We start from the raw sequence: 18,161 nt of genomic DNA, 5'->3' as shown, positions 1-18,161 counted from the left end.
GGACGGGTGCGGGGCCCGGCGGGCCGGACGGGGGGTCAGCCGGTCGGGGTGCCGGCCCGTGCGACGAGCGCGTTGAGCAGGGCCGCGCCGCGCTCGGCGTCGTCGACGCTGATCACCAAGTCCGTCCCGCGCCTGGTGCGGACCACCAGGCACTCGCCGGAGCGCAGGAAGACGCTGGTGCCGCCGCGGAAGACCCGGAAGCCCCAGCCGCCGGCCTGCCGGGCGTTGAGCCGGCCGACCCGGGCGGAGGCGATCTCCTCGGGGGCGAGGTGCCGGGCGGGTCGGCCGAACGGGCCGAAGCCGACGTGCAGGCCGTCGTCGCCCACCCGGACCCGGACGGAGGAGCAGAGCAGCAGGGCGACGGCGCCGAGGCCGAAGAGGACCACCGACGCCCAGTCCACCGACTCGGTGCGCCCGGCCGCGGCGAGCAGCAGGCCCGCCGCCGTGAGCAGGCCCATCAGGGCGGCGACCACCTGCATCCAGTGGTTGGAGGCCCGGGACAGCCAGACCAGCCGCTCACCGGCCCTCAGCTCCAGCACCGGCCCGCCGGGCCGGGCGGGCCCGTCGGCGGCGGGCCGGGTCGCCAGCCAGGCCAGGACGCCCGCCAGGCCGGCCGCGAGAACGATCAGGAGCACCTCGACGCCCATCGGCGCGGCGTCCTGCCAGCGGGTCCGGTCCAGGTTGGCGCGCACGATGGAGGCCTGCGCCCCGCTCAGCAGCACCCCGGTGGCGGCCAGCACCGGCCCGGCGGCGCCGCGGGCCGGGCCGGGCCGGAACCGCAGCGCGGCGGCCAGGCCGGCCGCGACCAGCAGCCAGACGCCGGCCGGGAACAGCGCCGCGGCCGTCAGCGGCATCGAACCGTCCGGCCGGCTCCCGCTCCAGTGCGTGGCCACCTGCTCCGGCAGCCGGTCCCGGGCGGTCAGCGGCAGTGCGACCAGCAGAGCCGTCACGCCGAGGATCCAGACCCCGGCCCCCCACAGCGCCGTCCGGCGCACCGGCCGCTCCGGGGCGGGTTCCCCGGCGGCTGCTTCGTCCTTCACGACATCCCCCTGATCAGATCCACGAGATCGTTCCTGCTGTAGCCGGCCCGGGCCGCGTCAGCGACCAACTGCCGTACCCGCTCGACCAGTTCACTGCGGTTGTCGGCGTCGGTGGCGACCGTGATGCCGCGGCCCCGGCGGAACTCCAGCACCCCCTCGTCGCGCAGGGCACGCAGTCCGCGCAGCACGGTGTTGGTGTTCACGCCGAGGGCCCGGGACAGCTCCCGGGCGGGCGGCAGCTTGTCGCCGGGGGCGCACTCGCCCTCCGCGACGGCCCGCCTGATCGCGCCCGCCACCTGCTCGTGCAGGGGGCGGGCGTCGCCAAGGTCCAGCTTCAGCAACATGGTGCTAGTGACGATAGCACCATCCGATCGTGGTGCCACCGGTAGCCCGGGGGATGAACGGGTCAGGGGATGTAGAGGCTCTGCGCCCCGGTGACGCGGCTGTCGTCACCGGCGGCGATCACCTCGACGACCTCCCCGGTGCAGTCCGCACCGGAGTGGATCTCCGCCGCCGCGTCGGTGAGGTTGTCGACGACGCTGCCGGCCTCCGCCAGGGCGTAGCAGCCGGAGGGATCCGTCCGGGTGGTGCCGTCGATGGCGAGGTCCCCGCCGGCCGCGGCGGCCGGAACGCAGGTCAGGGCCAGGGCGGCGGCGGTCATCAGCGGGACGCCGAGAACGGCGCGAAGGGTGGTTTTCATGCCGGATGCATAACCCTTCGAGGCGCGAGCCTCCCCGGGAACGCCCGGGTTGCCCCCGGAGGGGCGCACCGGATCGGCGCGCCGGTCCGCGTATGGAGTGCGTACGGAACGCCGCCCGGGGCGTCAGGGAGGCGTCAACGGGGGCCGGGCGGGCGGCCGGGAGGCGATTGAGTGAGGGCTGACGGAGGACCGAACCACACGAGGACGGATCATGTACGGCGACGGGCGGCACCAGGACGGCACGGCACCGAGGGTGGTGGTCGGGGTCAGCGGCTCACTGGGCAGTCTGGCCGCGCTGCACCGCGGCCTGGCCGAGGCCCGCGACCGCGGCGCGGTGCTGTGGCCGGTGCTCGCCTGGGAGCCGCCGGGCGGCGAGCACGGCTACCGCCGCTCGCCCTGCCCGCAGCTGCTCGCCGCCGTGCGGGAGGCCGCCGAGCGGCGCCTGGACGAAGCCCTGGAGGCGGCCTTCGGCGCGGACGGCCCCGACGTGCCGATGCAGCCCGTGGTGATCCGCGGCGAGAGCGGCCCCGCCCTGGTGCACGTCGCCGACCGGCCGGACGACCTGCTGGTGCTCGGCCGCAGCGGCGGCCCGCTGCGCCGCCGGCTGCGGCGGTCGGTGTCCGCGTACGGTGCCCGCCGGGCCGGCTGCCCCGTCCTGGTCGTCCCGGTGCCCGAACTGCTGCACGACCTGGAGGCGCTCCACCGCCGCGCCCGCTGGCACCTGCCGGTCGCCCCGGCGCCCGAGCCGCTCGCGGCCAAGGGCCGGTGACGGGTGCGGATGTACTCGGCGCGCCCCGGCGGCGCCCGCTTCCGTCCGGTGCTGGACCGGCCGGCGCCCGGCACCTCCGCCCTGCTCGGCGGCGGGCTGCTCGCGCTCGCCCTCGGCCGGGTCGGCGCCCTGCACTCCGGGGCGCCCGCGCTCGCGGCCTACCTGGCGCTGTGCGTCCTGGTCGGGCACTTCTCCCGCCCGTGGGCCGCGCCGCTGGTCGGCCTGGCCGCCTGGCTGTGCTGCAACGCCTTCGCCGAGCACCGGCACGCCGAGCTCGGCTGGTCCGGCACCTGGCCCGAGACCTGGCACTACGCGGCGTTCACCGCCGCGGCCCTGCTGCTCCCGCTGCCCGCGGCACTGCCCCGCCGCAGTGTCCGGGTGGCGCAGCTGCGCCTGGACCGTACGGTCTGAGGCGCCCTCGGACGGCCCGCCCCCCTCGCGGGGACGGGCTGCCGCCGAACCCCCGGGCCCCGGCCGGTACTCCGGAGCCCGCGGCGACCGGTGGAGGACAGGTGAAAGGCGGGACGCCCCGGCGCCCCGCGGTGGAGTGGCCGACGTTCGGACCGCGGGCCCGCCGCCCGCAGCGGCCACTCCACCGCCACCGTCCGCACCGTCAGGGGTACGCCGGGGCACGGCAGTTGCGCGGCCCCGCCCGGTCGGCGGGGATAAGGACGCGCAGAATGTCCGTATGCGGATGACGAATGCGGACGGGAACGCGGACACCGGGGAGTCGAGGGAGCCGGGCGGGCCGAGGGCGGCGACCGGCGAGGACGTCGGGGCGATGGCCCGGCTGCTGGCCCGGGCCTTCGTGGACGATCCGATGATGTGCTGGTTCTTCCCCGACGCCGACGCCCGCCCGGCCGCCCTGGAGGGCTACTTCACCACGCTGCTCACCCGCCAGTACCTGCCGCACGGCGTGTGCGAGCGGACCGGGCACGCCGCCGCGTTCTGGGTGGCACCCGAGGCGCAGGACAAGGCGGTGCCGGACGAGGGGACGATCCGCGCGCTGGCCGCCCTGCTCGGGGACCGGGCCGACTGGTTCCGGCACTGCGTCGAGGCCGCCGCCGCGAACGCGCCGCAGGAGGCCCACTGGTACCTGGCGGTGATCGGCGCCGACCCGGCCGCCCGGGGCCGCGGGGAGGGCGCCGCGCTGCTGCGCGCCGGGCTGGCCCGGGCGGACGCGGCCGGACTGCCGGTCCACCTGGAGTCCTCCAAGGAGGAGAACCTCGCCCTCTACCGGCACTTCGGGTTCGAGGTGCTGGAGGAGGTGCGGCTGCCCGGCGACGGCCCGACCCTCTGGACGATGCGGCGCCCGCCCCGACCGTGACGGCGCCCGCCCTGACCGTGACGGCGCCCGGACGGTCAGTCCTCGGCGGGGAGTTCGGCCGGGACGGCGATCACGTCGACCAGGGCCCCGCCGCGCAGGGCGGTGAGCGGGAGCGGGCGGCCGATGGCGTCCGCGAGCATCAGCCGCTGGAGCGCCTGGGCGCTGCCCACCGGTTCGGAGGCGGCGGTGAGCAGCAGGTCCCCCTCACGCAGGCCGGAGCGGGCCGCCGGGGAGCCGGGGACCACCTCGACGATCCGCAGGCCGGTGCGCTGGCCGGTGCGCTCGCGCAGGGCGGGCGGCAGCGGGGCCGGGACCCCGGCCAGGCCGAGGTAGGCGCGGCGGATCCGGCCGTCGGCGAGCAGGGCGGCGATGATCCGCCGGCTGGTGGCGTTGATCGGCACCGCCAGGCCCAGCCCGTTCCCGGCCACCGCCGTGGTGATGCCGACCACCTCGCCGTCGGCGGTGGTGAGCGCGCCGCCGGAGTTGCCGGGGTTGAGCGCGGCGTCGGTCTGGATCACGTCGTCGATGATCCGCACGGCGCTGCCGGCCCGGGCGGGCAGCGAGCGGCCGAGCGCGCTGACCACGCCCGCGGTGACCGTCCCGGCCAGGCCGAGCGGGTTCCCGACGGCGACGACCAGCTGGCCGACCCGCAGTGCGGTGGCCTCGCCGAGCGCCACCGGCGAGGGGGTCGGGCCGTCGGCGCGCAGCACCGCGAGGTCGGAGAGCGGGTCGGCGCCGATGGTGTGGAAGGGCGCGGTGGTGCCGTCGGCGAAGGCCAGCGTGCCGGCGTCGGCGTGGCCGACGACGTGGGCGTTGGTGAGCAGGAAGCCGTCCTCCGTGAAGACCACAGCCGAGCCGAGTGCGGTGCTGAACCAGCCGTCCCGGCCGCGCCGGGGGACGTGCAGGGCGGCGACCCGCGGTGTCACGGCGGCGGCCACGGACGTGACGATCCGGGAGTAGGCGTCCAGCGGCCCCTCCGCCTCGGGCGCGCGCTCGGGGCCGGGGCCGGGGATGGTGTCGGCCATGGGTGCTCACCCCTTCCGGAGGTCCGGGTCCACCCGGTTGCAACAACGCGGCGCCGCCGGGCCTTCCGCCCGCCCGCCCACCGGTTGGTGCGCCCGCCCGCCTGCCCGCTGGTGCGCCCGTCGACCCGCCCGTCGGCCTCAGTGCGCGAACGGCGGCTCGAAGCAGCCGGTCTCGGGGTACGGGCCGCTCGTCCGCACCTGGTAGTTGGTCGGCTGCACGAACCCGATGACGCAGGCGTCGGGGCGGACCCGGAGGCTGATCGAGGTGCCCTCGGGGGTGACGTAGCCCCGCTCGCTCGTGAAGCGCGGCTCGCCCGGCCACACGGTGAGCGCGCCGACGGTCTGCGCGCTGTTCGGCCTGGCGTCCTCCGACGGGTACCCGAGCCGGAGCAGTGCGGTGCGCACGCTCGCCGGGTCCCAGGTGCCGGATTCCCAGAGCCCCTTGAGGACGGGCTCGATGCGACCGGCCTGTCGGCGGGCCTCCTGCTCGGCGGCGGGGGACAGCTCGCGCGCGATCCGGGAGCCGTTGTTCTCGCGGTGGTGCGGCGCGCCGTCCCCGGCCCCGGGCTCCGTGTACGGGGTGGCGTTCGGGACGTCCGTGCTGGTCGGGCCGGCCGGCGCGGCCGCCGCCGGCTGTGTGGCGCGCTGCGTTCCGCAGGCGGTCAGGGTGAGGGCGGCGGCCACTACGGCGACGGCGGTGCGGCGCCCGGTCCGTCGGTGCACCGGCCTGGGTATGACGATCACAGGAATGACTTTCTCATGGGCGGGGAAGATCGCCTTCGGTGCGCTGGTGCAGTGCTCCGCGCCCGGGTCGATCCTGACGCCTTCTTGACGCGTGGAAAATTGTAAAGGGCGAGCAAAGTAGGCGTATCGTTCAGGCAAAGCCGCATCCGTGGGAGGGGTCCGATGGAGACGACCGAGCTGGAGTCGAACCGGCAGGCGCAGGGCGGAGCCGGCGCCGCCGCAACGGACGGTGCCGACGGCCCGGGCGGCGACGGTCCGGGCGGCGCCGGTCCGGGCGGCCCCGCCGCCCTGCTGCGCCCCACCCGTGAGGCGCTGCTCGCCCGCCGCGCCCACCGCGCCCCGCGCTGGAAGCGGCTGCTGCCGCCGGGGCCGGCCGGCCGGTCGGCCTGGATCCGGCGGGAGGCGGACGCCCAGGCCGAGCGCCTCGGCCGCCGCACGCCCGGCACCGAGCACGTCCTGCTGGCCCTCCTCGCCCTCCACGAAGTGGCCCGTCAGGAGCCGGAGTTGGCGCCCGAGGCGAACGCCGGTGAGCTGCTCGCCGGGCTCGGCCTCGACTACGCCCGGGCGCACGCCGCCCTCGACGCCGGACAGGTGACGCTGCCCGCCGACCCGCGCTCGGTCGAGGCCTACCTGTCGGGCCGCGCGGCGGACGGCGGCGCCGAGCCGCTGCTGCGGGTGCTGCTGGCGGAGGACACCCGGGCCCGGCGCCTGGTCGAGGCCCTGCGATCATGAGAGCCGCTCCGCGCCGATGAGGGCCGACGGGCGATGAGAGAGGAAGGACCCCCGATGCACGTCACCCTCGCCGAGGAGCTGGTGCTGCTCTCGTTGGACGACCGGACCGGCGCACCGAAGGAGAGCGTGAACACCTCCTGGGCCGCCGCGGGCGGCCTGCTGGCCGAACTGGTGCTGGCCGGACGCGCGGAGGTGGCCGACGGCCGGCTCACCGTGGTCGACCGCACCCCGACCGGTGACCCGCTGCTGGACGGCCGGCTGGAACGCCTCGACACCTGGGCCGCCGGGCAGCGCCCGGGCCGCGCCAAGGCCGCGGACTGGCTCACCAAGGACCGCGCCACCGTGCTCCGGGACACCGAACTGCGGCTCTGCGACCGCGGCCTGGTCACCGAGGAGCGGCGCCGCGTCCTCGGCATCTTCCCGGTCCGGCTCTACCCGGAGGCGGACGGCAGCGTGGAGCGCGCACTGCGCGAGCGCCTGGCCGCCGTCGTCCTGGACGGCGCCGAGCCGGAGCTGCGCACCGCCGCCCTGATCGCCCTGCTGCACTCGGCCAAGCTGCACCGGCTGGCCTTCCCCGACCTGCCGCGCAAGCAGGTCGAGCCGCGCTGCGCCGAGATCGCCGCGGGCGACCGGGCGGGCGACTCCGTCCGCGAGGCGATCCGGACCATGCAGGCCACCATGGCCGCCGTGATCGCGGCCACCACGGCCGCGACCACCGTCGCGGCGACGGTCTGAGGCCCGGGGGCCCGTCCACGTCGGACGGGCCCGGCCGGGCGGCGAGGGTTCACAGCACGGCGGCACCGAGGGTGATCGAGGCCAGCACCATCAGCAGCCCCAGGGCGACGAAGCCGTACTCCAGCCGCACCCGCTCCCGCCCGTCCACCAGCACCTGACGAGGGTCCGCCGGGTCGTAACGCACCGGGACGTAGCCGCCGTCGGGCAGTGGGTGGCGGGCGGTGGACGGGACGGGCGAGAACACTTCGACCACCCGGCCGTCCGCGGTCTCGAACTGGAGCAGCGGCCGCGGCGGCAGCGCCCGGTCCTCGGGAGTCGCGACGCGGGACCGCACCAGCGCCGGGACCGGCACCCCGACCCGGCGCAACCGGCGCAGTTCGCGCAGCCCGACCACTCCGGCGAGGTAGGCGACCACACCGCCCAACGCCCCGAACACCACCACGGCGAACCCGGCCGTCCCGCCCACCGCGCGCCTCCCAGCCCGAATGCCAGCCCCGAGACTCCCCGAACTCCCAGTATCCCCGAGGGCGGGCGGTCCTGACGCTCAGGATCGGTCAGTCCGCTGCGGGCCTGCGGCCGGAGTACCGTGGAAGGCGTCGAGGCATCACTGCTGTCGGCGGATGCCGCAGGTGTTCCCGGTGCGTGACAGGGTCGGCGGCCCGGGCTCCTCAGGGTGCTCGGCCGCCGGGTGGCCGTGCGCGGCCCGGGTGCGGCGGACCTGATGACCGGAGGCGCCGATGGCGCACGAGCGTACGTCCCCGGCCGATGACGCCCGGCAGAGCCCGGTCGGGGCCGTCGGCAAGGTGACGGTGCCCATTCCGCTGGACGGTCCGGGCGAGGTGCTGGTGGCCCTGAGGGGCGGTTCGGAGGTGTTCGCGGCCTGGTGCTCGGAGCCGGTCGGCCGGGACGTCCGGGTGGTCGTGGTGGACGCGCTCTCGGCCCGCTCGGTCATCGTGGAGCTCCTGCCGTCCTAGCCGCGCGTCGCAGGCCCCAGCAGGTCAGGTGGCCCAACAGGTCAGGTGGTCGATCATGTTCTTCTGGCACGTTCCCGCGCCCAACGAGGCGATGCTGATATCCGGTTCCAAGCACCAGGCGCAGGACACCCAGTTCCGCATCGTCACCGGGCACGGCAGCCTGGTCCTGCCGGTCAAGCAGAAGGTCCGGATGCTCTCCCTGGCCCTTCGGGAGGCGGAGATCGCCGAGGACTGCGTCACCCAGCAGGGGATCCGGCTCACCGTGCGCGCGGTCTGCGTCTTCAAGGTCGGCGACGACGCCGTGTCGATCGCCAACGCCGCCCGCCGCTTCCTCTCGGAACAGGACCAGATGGAGGAGCTCGTCGGCCGGATCTTCGCCGGCCACCTGCGGTCGATCATCGGCGGGCTGACCGTGGAGCAGATCATCCGGGAACGCAGCAGGGTCGCCCAGGAGGTGATGGCGGGCAGCCACGGTGAGATGGAGAAGCTGGGCATCGTGGTCGACGCACTGCAGATCCAGGAGATCGAGGACTCGACCGGCTACATCGACAACCTGGCCGCACCGCACGTGGCGGCGGTCGCCAGCCAGGCCCGGATCGCCCAGGCCAAGGCCGACCAGGAGGCCACCGAACGGGAGCAGCAGGCGGCCGCCCTGAAAGCCGAGTACGAGCGCGACACCGCGATCAAGCGGGCCGGCTTCCTCGCCGAGACGGAGCAGTCCAGGGCCCGCGCCGCCCAGGCCGGCCCGCTCGCCGAGGCCCGGGCCTCCCAGGACGTGATCGAGGAGCAGACCGCCCTCGCCCAGCGCCGGGCCGGGCTGGCGGCGCAGCAGTTGGAGGCGGAGGTGCGGCGCCCGGCGGACGCGGAGGCGTACCGGCAGCGGACGCTGGCCGAAGCCGCCCGCGACCGGGTGAAGTTCGAGGCGGACGGCAACGCCTACAGTGAGCGGGCGCTCGCCCAGGCGCAGGCGGACGCCAACACCGCCCGGGCCGACTCCCTGCGCGGCGGGAACCAGGAACTCATCGCCGCCAACCGGATCGTGGAGAACCTTCCGGTCCTCGCCGACGCGGCCGCCCGGGGCATGTCCGGAGCCGAACTCACCGTGCTCAACGGCAGCGACGGCGTCAACCAGATGGCGGCCGGCATCGTCAGCCAGGGCCTCGCCATCCTGCACTCCCTGCAACACTCGCCGGCCGTGGCCGGCGACGGCAAACCCACACCCCGCCGGCCCGCCGCCTAGACCTCGGCCAGCGGGACGTTCGGGTCGGTCAGCCGGTCCACGTCCACCGCCCGCCCCGAGCGCACCAGTTCGCGGATCGGGTCGGTGACGTCCCACACGTTGACGTTCATCCCGGCGAGCACCCGGCCCCCGGACAGCCAGAAGGCGATGAACTCCCGGGTGGCCGGGTCGCCCCGGAACACCACCCGGTCGTAGCCGTCGGGTTCGACGTAGCCGACGTACTCCAGGCCCAGGTCGTACTGGTCCGAGAAGAAGTACGGGACCCGGTCGTAGACGGCGTCCGGCTGCCCCAGCAGGGCCCGGGCGGCGGTCTGCGGCTGGTTGAGGGCGTTGGCCCAGTGCTCGACCCGCAGGTGCCGGTCGAACAGCGGGTGGTAGGCGTTGGCGACGTCCCCGGCCGCGTAGACGTCCGGGTCCGAGGTGCGCAGGTGCTGGTCGGTCTTGATGCCGTTGTCCACCTCCAGGCCGGCGGCCTCGGCCAGCGCGGTGGCGGGGGAGATGCCGATGCCGACCACCACCGCGTCGGCCGCCAGTTCGGTGCCGTCGCCGAGCCGCACGCCGTTCACCGTGCCGTCGGCGCCGGTCAGTTCGGCGACCTGCACGCCGAAGCGCAGGTCCACGCCGTGGTCGCGGTGCAGGTCGGCGAAGACCTGGGCGACCTCGCGGCCGAGCACCCGCAGCAGCGGCAGCTCCAGCGACTCCAGGACGGTGACCTCGGCGCCCGCCGCGCGGGCCGCGGCCGCCACCTCCAGGCCGATCCAGCCGGCGCCGACCACCGCGATCCGGGCGCCCGGCCGCAGCACGGCCTTGATCCGGTCGCTGTCCTCGACCCGGCGCAGGTAGAGCACGCCGTCCTGGTCCGCCCCGGGCACCGGCAGCCGGCGCGGCACCGAGCCGGTGGTCAACAGCAGCTTGTGGTAGCCGATCTCACCGTCGTCGGCGAGGGTCACCGTGCGGGCGGCCGGGTCGATCGCGACGACCGGGGTGCCGAGCCGCAGCGTGACGTCGTGCTCGGCGTACCACTGCGGCGGGTGGACGTGGAGCTTGTCCCGGGCCTCCTTGCCGAGCAGGTAGCCCTTGGACAGCGGCGGGCGCTCGTACGGGCGCTCGTGCTCCTCGCCGATCAGCACGATGCCGCCCCGGTACCCGGCCCCGCGCAGGGCCTCGGCCGCCTTGGCGCCGCCCAGGGAGGCTCCGACGATCACGATCGGCCGTTCGCTGCCCGCCATGCCCGACTCCTTGCTCTCCGTTGACGATCCGGGGTCAGCCTGCCGCCGAACGGGTGGTGTGTCGAGACCGCGCCGGGCGCGCCGCGCCGCGCTCGCCCGTTCGGGTGAACGGGGAGCCTTACGGCGTCATCGCCTCCCTGACCAGCGCGGTGTCGGTGAACTGCTCGAAGCGGACGATCCGGCCGCCGCGCACCACGAAGTGGTGGGCGACCCGTACCGCGAGCGGCCGTCCGGTGCCCTTGTGGACGGCCGTGTAACGGGCCAGGACCACCACGTTCTCGCCGTCCACCACGTACAGGTCGTCGTGCGCCGTCCAGTTGTCCCACTCGGCGGCCAGCCGCTCCATCACGTTGGCGGTGACGCCCTTCGGCGTGCGGTAGGTGCCGGCCAGCGGGAAGCCGGCCATCTCGGTCCACTCGACGTCGTCGGCGAGGGTGCCGCGCAGCGCGGCCAGGTCGCCCCGGGCGGAGGCCAGGTACTGGCGGCGCACCACGTCGGCGGGGGCGGCGGACTCGGCGAACCCGGCGACGTCCCTGGGGATCTCGATCACCGCGCGCTCACCCCCACGCCATCTCGCCCATGGCGACCTTGGTGCCGATGTCGACGGCGATCCGCAGCCCGAGGTCCGGGAAGCGTCGCTCCAGTGCCTCCTTCGCGGCGGCGGCGTCCGCGGCCCGGCCCAGTTCGGTCTCGAAGGCCCGCAGGTAGGCGCGGGTGTGGTCGAGGGCGTTGAGGTCGGTGGGCGCGTCGGCGACCCGGTGGCCGGCCGCCAGCCAGGTCGGGCGGAGCGCCTCCATGCCGTCCAACAGGTCGATCCAGGCGGCCCGTTGGGCGGCGGTCGGGGTGTCGGCCGTCCACACGTGCAGGCCCTCGAACAGCAGCACCCCGCCGAGCACCGCGCGGTGGTGGTGCTGCCACAGGTAGTGCCGGTCGGGGAGGTGGAAGTCGGCGCCGCGCAGTTCGAAGCGGTGGCCCTCGAAGACGATCTCGTCCCCGGTCAGCACCTCCGGCCGGACCAGCCGGGTCGGCAGCTCGGGGCCCAGGTGCGCCCAGGCGCGCAGCTTGTCCTCGTAGGTGTCCTGGATGTGCTGGACGGTCGAGGCGGTGGCCAGGAAGCGTGCGTGGGGGAAGGCCTCCTGGACCTCCTGGGCGCCGAAGTAGAAGTCCGGGTCGCCGTGGCTGACGAAGACTGTGGTCAGCCGCTTGCCGCTGGCGCGCACCCGCTCGACCAGCCGGCGCCCGTCGGAGCGGGTGAACCCGGCGTCCACCAGCAGGGCGTCGTTCGGTCCGGTGACCAGGACGGCGGTCTTGTTGAGCGAGCTGTCGGGGGCGTCGATGATCTCGAAGTCGAGAGCGCTCATGCTTCTGGGTCCTTCCTCGGGCCGGGCACGCCTCGTCGCCAGCATCCGTGCCGGGACCGGTCCGCGCCTGCCGGGGCAGCTGATCGGGTGCTCTAAGGGCGGTGCTCGGGCGACACCCCGTGCGCGTCGCCCGTCGCCCGGTCCCCGCCCCAGCAGACTTCCAGGGCCCCATCGTGTTCACGTCATGAAAGGACCGAGGTGAAGCCCAGTCAGAGACCGGCGGCACCACCCGTCGGCTGGCGACGCCGACTAGGCAAGGCGATGAGTTCCGCCCTGGCCTTGACGCTCGTACCCTTCGCCATCTCACTCGCCGCCCCCACGCAGGCCTCGGCGGCCGGCCTTCCGGGCGGGCTCGGGCCCTGCCTGGGCGCGGACTGCCCGGCGACGTTCCCCCCGGTCAACAACGGCTCCTTCGCGGGCCGCGATGCCGGGATCAACATCTTCGTCGGCGGTGACTTCAACGTCGGCGGCTCGGCCGCCGAGGCCGAGGGCCACGTGGTGACCCTCGGCAACTTCAACCAGAACAAGGCCGCCGGCGCCAGCTCTGGGTACAACATCGGCATCGTCGGCGTCGGCTCGCGGGTGCCCCCGCCCGACGGCGCGGACTTCCTCACCGCCGGTGGCAGCGTCACGGTCGCCCCGGGCCAGCGGCTGCTGGCGGACGGCGGCGTGGTCCGCTACGCGGGCACCGCCTCCGGCACCATCACCGGGACGACGATCCAGGACGCCCAGGCCGTCGCCGCCTACGCGCCGCTGCGCGGCCGACTGCAGTCGGCGAGCGAGTGCTACGCCGGGGTCGGCACACCCCGCCCGGCCACCGGGACGGCCGTCAACCAGGGCTACCAGACCCTGTTCACCGGCGACGGCAGCTCCGCGCTCCAGGTCTTCAACGTCGACTTCGACCTGGTCGGCAACGGCGGCTCCACCCAGGGCGTCGCGTTCGCCGGGATCCCCGCGAACGCGACGGTGCTGGTCAACCTGGTCGGCGGTGCCCGCACCATCAACACCTACAGCGGCACCTTCGACGACAACGACCCGTGGAACCAACTGCGCCCCCGTCTGCTGTGGAACTTCCCGACCGCGAGCACCGTCACCCTCACGGGCTCCGGGCAGTTCCAGGGCAGTGTGCTGGTCGGCAACCCGGCCAGCACCAGCACGATGAACCTGCCCGGCCTGAACGGGCGCTTCTTCACCACCGGTTCGCTGCTGCACAACTCCGGTTCGGGCATGACCGGCACCGAGTTCCACGCCTACCCGTTCAACGGCGACCTGCCCGACTGCGGCAACCCGCCGGTCCCGACCGCGTCGACCAGTGTGACCAAGGTCGACTCGGCGACCTCCCAGCCGCTCGCGGGCGCCACCTTCCAGTTGTGGCGGGAGACCAACGGCGTCGCCGGGCTGCAGACCTCGGGCACCACCCCGGACACCAAGGTCGGCGCCCCCTGCACCACCGGGGCGGACGGCGTCTGCTCCGTCGGTGACCTGCCGCTGGGCACGTACTACTGGCAGGAGACGGCGGCCCCGCCCGGGTACGACCTGCCGCAGCAGCCGGTGACGACGGTGGTGCTGGACACCAACGGGCAGACCGTCCCGGTCACCGTCGCCGACACCAAGTCACCGGTGGTGGAGACCGCGTCGACCAGTGTGACCAAGGTCGACTCGGCGACCTCCCAGCCGCTCGCGGGCGCCACCTTCCAGCTGTGGCGGGAGACCAACGGCGTCGCCGGGCTGCAGACCACCGGGGCCAATCCGGACACGGCGGTCGGCTCGCCCTGCACCACGCCCGCCTCGGGCGTCTGCTCGGCGACGGCCCTGCCGCTGGGGACGTACTACTGGCAGGAGACGGCCGCCCCGCCCGGGTACGACCTGCCGCAGCTCAATGTGACCGAGGTCGTGCTCGACACCAACGGGCAGAACGTCGGGGTGACGGTGGCCGACACCAGGACGGCGGCCCCGACCGCCTCCACGACCGTCACCAAGGCCGACTCCGCCACCGGGCAGCCCCTGGCGGGTGCGGTCTTCCAGCTGTGGCGGGAGACCAACGGCGTCGCCGGGCTGCAGACCACGGGTGCCAATCCGGATACGGCGGTCGGCTCGCCCTGCACCACGGGGGCGGACGGCGTCTGCTCGGCACACGGCCTGCCGCTGGGCACCTACTACTGGCAGGAGGTCTCCGCGCCGAACGGCTACGAGCTGCCCGACCTGAACGTGACGACCGTGCTGCTGGACACCGACGGGCAGACCGTCCCGGTCACCGTCCAGGACACCCGGACCGTCGCTCCGACCGGTGCCACCTCGGTGACGAAGGTGGACTCCGCGACCGGACAGCCGTTGGCGGGTGCCGCCTTCCAGTTGTGGCGGGAGACCAACGGTGTGCCCGGGCTGCAGACCACGGGTGCCAATCCGGATACGGCGGTCGGCTCGCCCTGCACCACCCCGGCCTCGGGCGTCTGTTCGGCCGACGGGCTGCCGCTGGGCACGTACTACTGGCAGGAGACGGCCGCGCCGGCCGGGTACGACCTGCCGCGGCAGCCGGTGACGACGGTGGTGCTGGACACCGACGGGCAGACCGTCCCGGTCACCGTCAAGGACGCCAAGACGGCCACGCAGACCGGGAAGACCACCGTCACCAAGGTGGACGCCGAGACGGGCAGGCCGTTGGCCGGAGCCGTCTTCCAGTTGTGGCGGGAGAGCAACGGCGTGCCCGGCCTGCAGACCACCGGGGCCGACCCGGACACGGCGGTCGGCCCGCTGTGCGCGACCGACGTCAACGGCGTGTGCTCGGCGGACAACCTCCCGCTGGGGACGTACTACTGGCAGGAGGTCGTCGCTCCCCCCGGGTACGAGCTGCCGCAGGACGCGGTGTCCACGGTCGAACTGACCAAGGACTGCCCGTGCGTGGAGATCACGGTCGCGGACAGCAAGAAGTGTCCGCCGGAGCCCTGCCCGCCGGAGCCGTGCCCGCCGGATCCGTGCGACCCGCCGGACCACCCGTGGGGGACGAACGCCGACCGCATCCCGGTGCCCGGCCTGCACGGGGGGCGCGCCTGACGGACCGTCCCGCGCGTGAGCGCCTGAACTGACGAAGTGGCCGGAGGAGCCCACGGCGGCACCTCCGGCCACCGGCGTGCCGGGACGTCAGTGCCGGGACGTCAGTGCCCGGACGTCAGTGCCTGGTCCAGAGGGTGAGGTCGCTGCTGGTGGCCACGGCCAGGGTGCGGCCGGTGGGGGAGAAGCCCGCGGCGCGGAAGGTCGACCAGGAGGAGTGGAAGACGTGCCACCAGGTCTCCCGGTGCTCCCCGCCGCGTGCGGGCTCCGTGCCGCCGACCAGCAGGACGCGGTGGTGCGGCCACTCGGGCGCCGGGACGTCGACGGACCAGCCGTCGTCCGTCCCGCTGTGCAGGCCGCCGCCCCACAGGCCGGCCACCGGGATCCGCAGGCCGGCGACCGGGCCGAGGCCGGGGCAGGAGAGGTCCGGGCCGTCCGGGTCCTCCTCCGGGTCGTACTCGCGCTCCAGCTTCTCGCCCGTCACGGCGTCGAACAGGCCGTGCCCGCTGCTGGAGACGGTCAGCACCAGGTCGTGCCCGGTGCCGGGGTGGACGGCGAAGCCGATGCCGAGCAGTCCGCCGACCGGGACGATCCCCCGGCCGACCGGCCGCCACGGCGCCGGCGGGGGGATCACCTCGGCGGCCAGGATCCGGTCGCGGAGCTGCTGCTGGAAGGGGGTCAGGGCCATGCGGACGATCATTCCACCGGCGGGCGGGGCCCTACTCCTCGGTACGGGCCAGCCGCAGCACCGCCAGTGCCCCGACCGCTGTGGTCAGCGCGAGCCCGCCCCACAGCAGGCCCGGCCCGGCGGCCAGGAGTGCCGTCAGTACGACCGGGGCCGCCGCCCGGCCGACCCCCATCGACAGCTCCCAGCGGGCCACCGCCCGCCCCAGCAGGTGCGGCGGCGCGGTCGCCGTCACCAGGGCCGTACCGGAGCCGGTGTAGAGGATCTCGCCGAGCGTGTACAGCACGGACACCAGCACGATGCCCACCGTGCCCGGGACCCCGCCCAGCGACCCGGCCGCCCAGAAACCCAGGTACGACAGGCTCAGCGCCGCCCCCGAGGCCGCCAGCACCGACTGCCGGGAGCGCTTCGCCAACCGCAGCACCAGCGCCAGTTGCAGCGCGATCACCAGCACGGTGTTGCCCACGAACACGCCCGAGGACCAGGCCGCGGAGGCGTGCAGCTGGAGCACCAGCAGCGCGGGCAGCGCCACCTCCAGCACGTCGAAGCAGAACGCGTACGGCAGGTTGGCCAGGCTCAACAGGGTGATCCGGCGCAGCGGTTCGCCGCCGTCCCCGGCCTCCCCGGCCCGCTCCACCACCGTCTGCGGTGCCCGGATCCGCAGCGAGGCCACCAGTGCGGCGGCCAGCAGGCAGGTCATGCAGGTCAGCCCGGCCAGCACCCGGATGACGTCCGTCCCGCCGGCCACCGCGACCGTCGCCAGGAGGGCGCCCGCGCCCATGCCCGCGTTGCGCACCGAGCGCCCGGCGGCCAGCGCCGCGTCCCGCAGCCGGCCCTCGGTCAGGGTGCTCACCACGGCGGTGTGGGTGGCCGGCCAGGACTGGCTGCCGATGCCGAACAGCACCGCCGCCGCGGTGAACAGCGGCAGCCCGTCCGCGGTGAGCAGGACCAGCGCGCCCGCCGCCCGCAGCACCAGGGTGACGGCCGCGGGCAGGGTGCGGGCGCCGGTGTCGATCCAACGGCCGGTCAGCGGCACCATCACCAGCCCGGCGACCATCCCGGCCGACAGGGCCAGGCCGACCGCCCCGGCGTGCAGGTGCAGCACCCCGATGCCGTACAGCAGCAGGAACGGGCGCAGCAGGCCGCCGCCCACCGCGTCGACGGCGAGCGCCGCCGCGTACCGGGGGCCGGCTGCGGCGGTCAGCAGGCCCAGCAGCGCGGACGGGCCGCCCCGGCCGGTGCCGGTCGGCGGGGCGGGCGGTTCGAGGGTGCGGACGGCGTCGTCGTGGCCGGACTTCTCCTGGATCAGGCTCATGGCCGTACGGTCCGCCCAGGTGGCGCCGCGTGTCGCGTGGATTGACGGTTGGCGTCAATCGGCGGGGGAGGGGGCGGGGGTGGTGGCAGGATCTGGAACGTGAGTGTGACCATCGACATCACGGGCCTGCCCGAGGAGCGGCTGCTCTTCGCGCCCTCGCCGCTGGCCGAGCTGAACGCCATGCTGCACGTGCTCGCCGAGCCCGCGCACCATCCGGCGTTGCAGGGCTGGGCGGCCTCCACCACGACGGCGATCCCGCCGGAGCTGTCCGAACGGCTGCTGGAGGCGGACTTCCTCTGGCGGTCCTCGCGGGCCGACTTCCTGGTGCCCGGTCAGCCCGCCGCCACCCTCGCCGAGGAGCTCGACGCCGTCGACCGGGTCGACGACGAGCTGTACGTGACCGCCGCCCTGATCACCACCTGCGGCTCCTCCCGGCTCAACCGGCGGACGGCCTCCCCGCTCACCGACCCGGCGGCCAACGAGCGCGCCCGCGAGCTGGCCCTCGCCCGCGGCCCCCGGCAGGCGGCCTTCGCGGACCGGCTGCTCGCCGACCCGCCCGCCGTCCGGGCGCTGGTGCGCCGGATGCTGGAGGACTGCGAGTCGGCGTTCTTTGCCGACGCCTGGCAGCGGGTCCTGCCGGGGCTGGCCGCCGATGCCCGGCACAAGGCCGACCTGCTCGCCCGCCGGGGCCTGGCCGAGGCGATCGGCGCGCTCTCGCCGTCCGTCGGCCTGGACGAGAGCGGCGGCCGGCGGCGGATCGTCATCGACAAGCTCCAGGACTCCGGCACCAGCGGCACCGACGGCAACGGGGTCACCTTCATCCCCACCGCCTTCGGCCGCCCCCACCTGCTGGCGGTGCACGCCCGGGGCTGGCGGCCGGTCCTGCAGTACCCCGTCGCCGAGGCCGGGCTGCCCGAGCCGGTCTCGCTCGCGCTCGTCCAGCAGCGGCTGGAGGCGCTCGCCCACCCGATCCGGCTGCGGCTGGCCCGCACCATCGCCCGCGGCCCGCACACCACCGGCGAACTCGCCGCGGCCTGGCAGCTGAGCGCCCCCGAGGTGTCCCGCCACCTGGCGGTGCTGCGCAAGGCCGGGCTGCTGGTCACCGAGCGGCGCGGGCGGTACATGCTCTACCAGCTGGACCTGTCCGGCAGCGCCCGGCTCGGCTCGGACCTGCTGGAGGCGGTGCTGCGGTGAGCGGGACGTACCAGAACGGGGGGAAGGGCGGGAACAGCGGGCA

General features: G+C 75.2%; 20 protein-coding genes. 9 read left to right on the top strand and 11 right to left on the bottom strand.

The window, feature by feature from the left end:
• Positions 1-35: 35 nt before the first annotated feature.
• The 3 genes from ACZ58X_RS02275 to ACZ58X_RS02265 form a co-directional block, all read right to left on the bottom strand.
• Positions 36-1,040: a DUF1648 domain-containing protein gene (locus tag ACZ58X_RS02275; RefSeq protein ID WP_470331764.1), complete on the bottom strand. Its 1,005-nt coding sequence runs from the start codon at positions 1,038-1,040 to the stop codon at positions 36-38.
• Positions 1,037-1,384 (bottom strand): GntR family transcriptional regulator, encoded by a 348-nt coding sequence (locus tag ACZ58X_RS02270; RefSeq protein WP_470331763.1) that lies wholly within the window; start codon positions 1,382-1,384, stop codon positions 1,037-1,039. Before ACZ58X_RS02270 ends, ACZ58X_RS02275 begins: the two co-directional genes overlap by 4 nt.
• Before the next feature lie 62 nt (positions 1,385-1,446).
• Positions 1,447-1,740 carry a hypothetical protein gene (locus ACZ58X_RS02265; protein ID WP_470331762.1) on the bottom strand — a complete coding sequence of 98 codons (294 nt, stop codon included), beginning with the start codon at positions 1,738-1,740 and terminating at the stop codon, positions 1,447-1,449.
• A 211-nt stretch (positions 1,741-1,951) separates the two neighbouring features.
• Between ACZ58X_RS02265 and ACZ58X_RS02260 the strand changes: the two genes are divergently transcribed.
• The 3 genes from ACZ58X_RS02260 to ACZ58X_RS02250 all read left to right on the top strand — a co-directional run bounded on the left by ACZ58X_RS02260 (position 1,952) and on the right by ACZ58X_RS02250 (position 3,836).
• Entirely contained in the window at positions 1,952-2,509 is a 558-nt protein-coding gene (locus tag ACZ58X_RS02260) for a universal stress protein (protein WP_470331761.1), read from the top strand.
• A 3-nt stretch (positions 2,510-2,512) separates the two neighbouring features.
• Complete coding sequence (locus ACZ58X_RS02255; protein ID WP_470331760.1) at positions 2,513-2,920, top strand: hypothetical protein; 408 nt, start codon at positions 2,513-2,515, stop codon at positions 2,918-2,920.
• Between the two features lie 277 nt (positions 2,921-3,197).
• A complete protein-coding gene (locus ACZ58X_RS02250) occupies positions 3,198-3,836 on the top strand; it encodes a GNAT family N-acetyltransferase (RefSeq protein WP_470331759.1) in 639 nt (212 codons plus the stop codon).
• Between the two features lie 35 nt (positions 3,837-3,871).
• Here the strand turns inward: ACZ58X_RS02250 and ACZ58X_RS02245 are convergent, their stop codons facing one another.
• Positions 3,872-4,861 (bottom strand): S1C family serine protease, encoded by a 990-nt coding sequence (locus tag ACZ58X_RS02245; RefSeq protein ID WP_470331758.1) that lies wholly within the window; start codon positions 4,859-4,861, stop codon positions 3,872-3,874.
• A 138-nt stretch (positions 4,862-4,999) separates the two neighbouring features.
• The gene (locus tag ACZ58X_RS02240; RefSeq protein ID WP_470331757.1) at positions 5,000-5,605 is read right to left on the bottom strand and encodes a hypothetical protein; all 606 of its coding nucleotides are present in this window, start codon (positions 5,603-5,605) and stop codon (positions 5,000-5,002) included.
• Between the two features lie 162 nt (positions 5,606-5,767).
• Here ACZ58X_RS02240 and ACZ58X_RS02235 point away from each other — a divergent pair, with 162 nt between their 5' ends.
• Positions 5,768-6,337 (top strand): hypothetical protein, encoded by a 570-nt coding sequence (locus ACZ58X_RS02235; RefSeq protein ID WP_470331756.1) that lies wholly within the window; start codon positions 5,768-5,770, stop codon positions 6,335-6,337.
• A gap of 54 nt (positions 6,338-6,391) precedes the next feature.
• Positions 6,392-7,072: a GOLPH3/VPS74 family protein gene (locus ACZ58X_RS02230; protein WP_470331755.1), complete on the top strand. Its 681-nt coding sequence runs from the start codon at positions 6,392-6,394 to the stop codon at positions 7,070-7,072.
• A gap of 49 nt (positions 7,073-7,121) precedes the next feature.
• Here ACZ58X_RS02230 and ACZ58X_RS02225 read toward each other — a convergent pair whose 3' ends face one another.
• The gene (locus ACZ58X_RS02225; protein ID WP_375891690.1) at positions 7,122-7,538 is read right to left on the bottom strand and encodes a DUF3592 domain-containing protein; all 417 of its coding nucleotides are present in this window, start codon (positions 7,536-7,538) and stop codon (positions 7,122-7,124) included.
• Between the two features lie 271 nt (positions 7,539-7,809).
• Here ACZ58X_RS02225 and ACZ58X_RS02220 point away from each other — a divergent pair, with 271 nt between their 5' ends.
• Both ACZ58X_RS02220 and ACZ58X_RS02215 read left to right on the top strand, forming a co-directional pair.
• Positions 7,810-8,046 carry a hypothetical protein gene (locus ACZ58X_RS02220; RefSeq protein WP_470331754.1) on the top strand — a complete coding sequence of 79 codons (237 nt, stop codon included), beginning with the start codon at positions 7,810-7,812 and terminating at the stop codon, positions 8,044-8,046.
• Positions 8,047-8,101: 55 nt separating this feature from the next.
• Positions 8,102-9,286 (top strand): SPFH domain-containing protein, encoded by a 1,185-nt coding sequence (locus tag ACZ58X_RS02215; protein ID WP_470331753.1) that lies wholly within the window; start codon positions 8,102-8,104, stop codon positions 9,284-9,286.
• Here ACZ58X_RS02215 and ACZ58X_RS02210 read toward each other — a convergent pair.
• From ACZ58X_RS02210 to ACZ58X_RS02200, 3 genes are all read right to left on the bottom strand, one after another.
• On the bottom strand, positions 9,283-10,515 hold the full coding sequence (locus ACZ58X_RS02210; RefSeq protein ID WP_470331752.1) for an NAD(P)/FAD-dependent oxidoreductase: 1,233 nt from the start codon (positions 10,513-10,515) through the stop codon (positions 9,283-9,285). The two genes, ACZ58X_RS02215 and ACZ58X_RS02210, sit on opposite strands and share 4 nt — an antisense overlap.
• Before the next feature lie 118 nt (positions 10,516-10,633).
• The gene (locus ACZ58X_RS02205; RefSeq protein WP_470331751.1) at positions 10,634-11,065 is read right to left on the bottom strand and encodes a nuclear transport factor 2 family protein; all 432 of its coding nucleotides are present in this window, start codon (positions 11,063-11,065) and stop codon (positions 10,634-10,636) included.
• Positions 11,066-11,072: 7 nt separating this feature from the next.
• The gene (locus tag ACZ58X_RS02200) at positions 11,073-11,876 is read right to left on the bottom strand and encodes an MBL fold metallo-hydrolase (protein WP_470331750.1); all 804 of its coding nucleotides are present in this window, start codon (positions 11,874-11,876) and stop codon (positions 11,073-11,075) included.
• Positions 11,877-12,155: 279 nt separating this feature from the next.
• On the opposite strand from ACZ58X_RS02200, the gene ACZ58X_RS02195 reads away from it, so the two are divergent.
• Positions 12,156-14,927 (top strand): SpaA isopeptide-forming pilin-related protein, encoded by a 2,772-nt coding sequence (locus ACZ58X_RS02195; protein ID WP_470331749.1) that lies wholly within the window; start codon positions 12,156-12,158, stop codon positions 14,925-14,927.
• A gap of 115 nt (positions 14,928-15,042) precedes the next feature.
• On the opposite strand, the gene ACZ58X_RS02190 is transcribed toward ACZ58X_RS02195, so the two are convergent.
• Complete coding sequence (locus ACZ58X_RS02190) at positions 15,043-15,612, bottom strand: hypothetical protein (protein WP_470331748.1); 570 nt, start codon at positions 15,610-15,612, stop codon at positions 15,043-15,045.
• A 31-nt stretch (positions 15,613-15,643) separates the two neighbouring features.
• Complete coding sequence (locus ACZ58X_RS02185) at positions 15,644-16,924, bottom strand: MFS transporter (RefSeq protein ID WP_470331747.1); 1,281 nt, start codon at positions 16,922-16,924, stop codon at positions 15,644-15,646.
• Between the two features lie 99 nt (positions 16,925-17,023).
• Between ACZ58X_RS02185 and ACZ58X_RS02180 the strand changes: the two genes are divergently transcribed.
• Positions 17,024-18,118, top strand: coding sequence for a DUF5937 family protein (locus ACZ58X_RS02180; protein WP_470331746.1), 1,095 nt, complete (start codon positions 17,024-17,026; stop codon positions 18,116-18,118).
• The last annotated feature ends 43 nt before the right edge of the window (positions 18,119-18,161 follow it).

The organism is Kitasatospora sp. NPDC040550 (assembly GCF_055594965.1).
Note: the sequence above shows the minus strand (reverse complement) of the source record. Positions and strands in the feature narration are given on the sequence as shown.

Excerpts from the sequence above, each read along its gene's own strand:
- ACZ58X_RS02235 (WP_470331756.1), top strand. The coding sequence starts at position 5,768 with ATGGAGACGACCGAGCTGGAGTCGAACCGGCAGGCGCAGGGCGGAGCC.
- ACZ58X_RS02265 (WP_470331762.1), bottom strand. The coding sequence starts at position 1,740 with ATGAAAACCACCCTTCGCGCCGTTCTCGGCGTCCCGCTGATGACCGCC.
- ACZ58X_RS02190 (WP_470331748.1), bottom strand. The coding sequence starts at position 15,612 with ATGGCCCTGACCCCCTTCCAGCAGCAGCTCCGCGACCGGATCCTGGCC.
- ACZ58X_RS02210 (WP_470331752.1), bottom strand. The coding sequence starts at position 10,515 with ATGGCGGGCAGCGAACGGCCGATCGTGATCGTCGGAGCCTCCCTGGGC.
- ACZ58X_RS02185 (WP_470331747.1), bottom strand. The coding sequence starts at position 16,924 with ATGAGCCTGATCCAGGAGAAGTCCGGCCACGACGACGCCGTCCGCACC.
- ACZ58X_RS02250 (WP_470331759.1), top strand. The coding sequence starts at position 3,198 with ATGCGGATGACGAATGCGGACGGGAACGCGGACACCGGGGAGTCGAGG.
- ACZ58X_RS02260 (WP_470331761.1), top strand. The coding sequence starts at position 1,952 with ATGTACGGCGACGGGCGGCACCAGGACGGCACGGCACCGAGGGTGGTG.
- ACZ58X_RS02200 (WP_470331750.1), bottom strand. The coding sequence starts at position 11,876 with ATGAGCGCTCTCGACTTCGAGATCATCGACGCCCCCGACAGCTCGCTC.
- ACZ58X_RS02270 (WP_470331763.1), bottom strand. The coding sequence starts at position 1,384 with ATGTTGCTGAAGCTGGACCTTGGCGACGCCCGCCCCCTGCACGAGCAG.
- ACZ58X_RS02220 (WP_470331754.1), top strand. The coding sequence starts at position 7,810 with ATGGCGCACGAGCGTACGTCCCCGGCCGATGACGCCCGGCAGAGCCCG.
- ACZ58X_RS02215 (WP_470331753.1), top strand. The coding sequence starts at position 8,102 with ATGTTCTTCTGGCACGTTCCCGCGCCCAACGAGGCGATGCTGATATCC.
- ACZ58X_RS02230 (WP_470331755.1), top strand. The coding sequence starts at position 6,392 with ATGCACGTCACCCTCGCCGAGGAGCTGGTGCTGCTCTCGTTGGACGAC.
- ACZ58X_RS02245 (WP_470331758.1), bottom strand. The coding sequence starts at position 4,861 with ATGGCCGACACCATCCCCGGCCCCGGCCCCGAGCGCGCGCCCGAGGCG.